A 3,588-nucleotide genomic window follows, 5' to 3' on the forward strand; every position below is an offset into this window, starting at 1 on the left:
CTCTCAAAACGATTAGTTATCATTTCACCGCTGTCAGCATCATAATAATACATATTGCCATTTTGATCTCTAACTGCCTGACCTTTGATCTGATACCCATTTTCGTCAAAATAAAGCTGCTGTCCCTTAATCGTTTGGGCGCCTGTCACTGCAATACCATCCGCTCCTAGATAGACCCACTCGTTAGGTGCTATTTCTGCAAAAATGTTTGTTTCCATATCTCCGGAATCATTTGCAAAGTACCTTAAATTACCTTCTTGATCTCTGATAGCTTGTCCTTTAATCTGATAACCGTCAGCATCAAAGAATTGAGTTGTTGTCTTCTCACCAAAAACAACCGTAACTAGACCGTGTGCCATAATTCCATTTTTGTCAAAATAATACCACTTTTTATCGTTAGTCATTAAATAATTGTTGATATAACCTTCACCTTGAGCTCCAAAATAATAAATGTTCTTCTGCTCATCCTCAAAAAAACCATCTCGCAGCTCAATACCGTTAGGAAGAAAATAATAAAACGAGCCATTGATATTTTGCAGTCCGTACTGCATATGCCCATTTTCGTCAAAATAATACCAATTTTCCTTTTCATCCTCAATAAAAGTTTTTTTTGCTTGATAACCACTGGTTGAATAATAAACTATTCCTGTGCCATCTGATATAAATCCTGTGCTGGCTGGTAAATTTAACAGTTGCTTAGGTAGAAAATTCTCAGTCTTACTGATTTTAAAGTATCTATTTGATCCCCAGTCTTTAAGAACGTAGAAAGCTCCTCGCCCTTGAATATTGCTTCCATTGAAATATTTTGCCGACCATTGCGTTATTCTTTTGCTTGCATCGATTGGAACTCCTGTCGAAATCTGGTTAACAGTAAAGAGATCAGGATACAGTTTCTTAATTTTTTTCAGGAATGCTCCTCCATACCTAGCTTGAAATTTTCCACCACCGACAGTTTTAGAAACATATAATGTTTTGTTGATAACAGAGTCTTTAGTTTGCTCTCCAAAATTATTGACCCGTGAAGCAGTTACAACCTCGTCTCCAGAAAGATTATAAATTTGATCTGGAACCCAGTCGGCAATTACTTTCATATTTTGCGTATGAAGTGACTTAATTGCCGTTATCAACTGATCAGCCGTTCCATACTTTGTCGGTGATCCGAACCCAAGGTCATAACGATCTGTGAAGGCATATCCATTTTGAACGATTGAATCTAAAAAACTATTGTCAGTGCTAGAACGATATTGAGGCGGTAACTCAAAATATGTAATACCCCAATCCTTGAATAATGCTGCATTTTCGGCAATTTTAACATTTGCATATTGCTCGGTCGTCGTCGGAAAATCTTGAAAGTTAGAAAAGCCTTCGTAAATAACTTGTGAATCTAATGCCGCGTTTGAATGTAAAGTCTTCCCATCAGTGGAAGCATTAGTACTACTTGCTGTACGTGCATCTTGATCCTGACTAGCCCCGACAGGAACCCATGCTGCTAAAAACCCAGAGACTTGAGGATTGCTCTGCCCAATAATTTCTGAAGCATCAAAAATAAGTTGTCCATTTTCGTCAGTATACTTAATATAACTTGCAGGTACTGAAGCATCTGTTTGATATGTTGCGATCCCATCGGATGTCGTTGAAATTAATGGACGATAGGCTTGATTACAATGAGCTTTTCCCATATTGATAACTATTCGATCAGACGCATTAAGTTTTAATCCTGGTTCATTGCTTTCGATTACTGCTATCCCTTGTGTACGTGTTCCAGTATTACCAGTATCATTAGCTGTCAATGCCCCATTGCCATAACGGACTGAGGTTAGAACACCCCGATAAGCTTCTTGTTTCATATCAGATGAGCCTTCTACGTAGTCTACTTTCATGCTTTGCCCACCTGCAACATATTTTTGCCGTGCTCGCAGCAACATATCTATTGCAGTGTAATAAGGCGACTTATTAGCCATATATTGACCATTATCGGTGTATAAATCTCCATAGTACACTCTAGGAATCGTATCTTTATTGGTCAAAAGCAGAGCATATGTACTTGGGATATTGTATTGTGTAAATTGTTTATTAGTTTTAAGCTGATCTGCATTGTATATCTCAAAAGCCTGTCTCAGCTGATCCAATGTGAATGTTAACCCATCTGATTCAGGATCAATTTTTTCTTTGATGATTTCCGCAATTACAGTCTGCACCTCACTATCATGAGCCCTGACAAAAGAATAGTTGGGAATAGCTTCGTTTTCAGTCGTATCGTTTGTTCGGTCAACCAGGCTATTAGAGATCAAAGATTCTAATCCACTTCGTCTACTATTGTTTGCATCCGTGTAAGGCATCGTTAATGCATATTTTAGAGATAGTCGAAATTTATTATCCATCGCAGCCTGGCCTGAGCCGTGATCTTTAACATATTGTGCGTCATTGTCGCTCCAATCTTCCAAAATAGATATATGTTGATCCGCATTTTCATCGTTTTGATTAACTTTATATGCATCTTTAAAATAATTTGCTGAAATCTGAAGCAAATCTGCATCTACGTTATCAACGGCATCTACACGAATACTATCAAAATTTCCGTCTGAATCATTTTTCACTATTGAACCAAAGTTTAATAAATAATACATCCAATTAAGTTGTTCAGCTTGTACAATCGGATTAGAATTATCAACATCATTCGCTAGAAGAAATTCGTAACCGCCTAAACTTGAATCGAGCGTATATGCAGGGTGTCCCTGCTGATTAGTAGGTGTTCGATTTAGCAATCTGTAATTTGAATTAGCATTAGGTGTTAAATCACTATTTTCGTAAAGCAGTGCCCCTCCTTGCAAATGATCTTTACTGTCTCCAGTTGTTTGCGATTCGCTTGCGACACTCCAGTTAGGCTGGGTGTCAACAAATTTAGCTATTAACTTTTGAAGCCATTGAGTATCACCAGTTTGACTAATCTTCTTCTCAACATTTGTCTGGATTTTCTCCGCTGAAGCATTTAAAGTACTTTGATTATCATCAACCGTATAAGTTTTGTCATCGCCTAACTGCTGCTGCATAAAATTAAGATAATTAACTTGTGTTTTTTTATCAGGCCACCAGTCCATTAAAAGCGGACGATAATCAGTTGCAGAAGATGCCTCCCACTGAACACCATTTCGTAGGATACTTTTCGGGCGATACCAACTATTTGCTGTGAGATAGCCATCGGTGTTTTTAAAACTTGTAGCAGATGTGTCGTATGCTGAATTGTTTTCCGTATACTCATCATCAAGGTTTGATAGACCTTCCTTATATGAGTTTGAAATACTAGTCAATTCGCCTGTATTCTTATCAAAATATAAAGTCTGTCCATCAACGACAATAGAAAAATTTTTCTTGATTTGACCGCTGTCATCAACATAATAGTTTTTACCATCAATTGTTTTAATATTCTTAGCATCTGCAAGGGCCTTAACTAAATTGCCATCTGTATTGGTTGTAGTTGTTTGCTGGGGCGTTTAAGCATTATTTTGCGTTGCTGTCTGTTGATCATTGGCAGCTGCCGCAGTTGTTTGCTGCGCCGTTTGATCATTGTTTTGCGTTGCTGTCTGTTGA

Annotated in this window: 1 protein-coding gene; it reads right to left on the minus strand. The window is 37.7% G+C overall.

What is annotated here, in order from left to right:
- The coding region (locus FD20_RS12240) for a glycoside hydrolase family 70 protein (protein WP_057738872.1) at positions 1-3,308 on the minus strand (3,308 nt) is incomplete at its 3' end.
- Between the last annotated feature and the right edge of the window lie 280 nt (positions 3,309-3,588).

Source organism: Liquorilactobacillus uvarum DSM 19971 (assembly GCF_001434935.1).
In the GTDB taxonomy this organism is placed as follows: Bacteria; Bacillota; Bacilli; order Lactobacillales; family Lactobacillaceae; genus Liquorilactobacillus; species Liquorilactobacillus uvarum.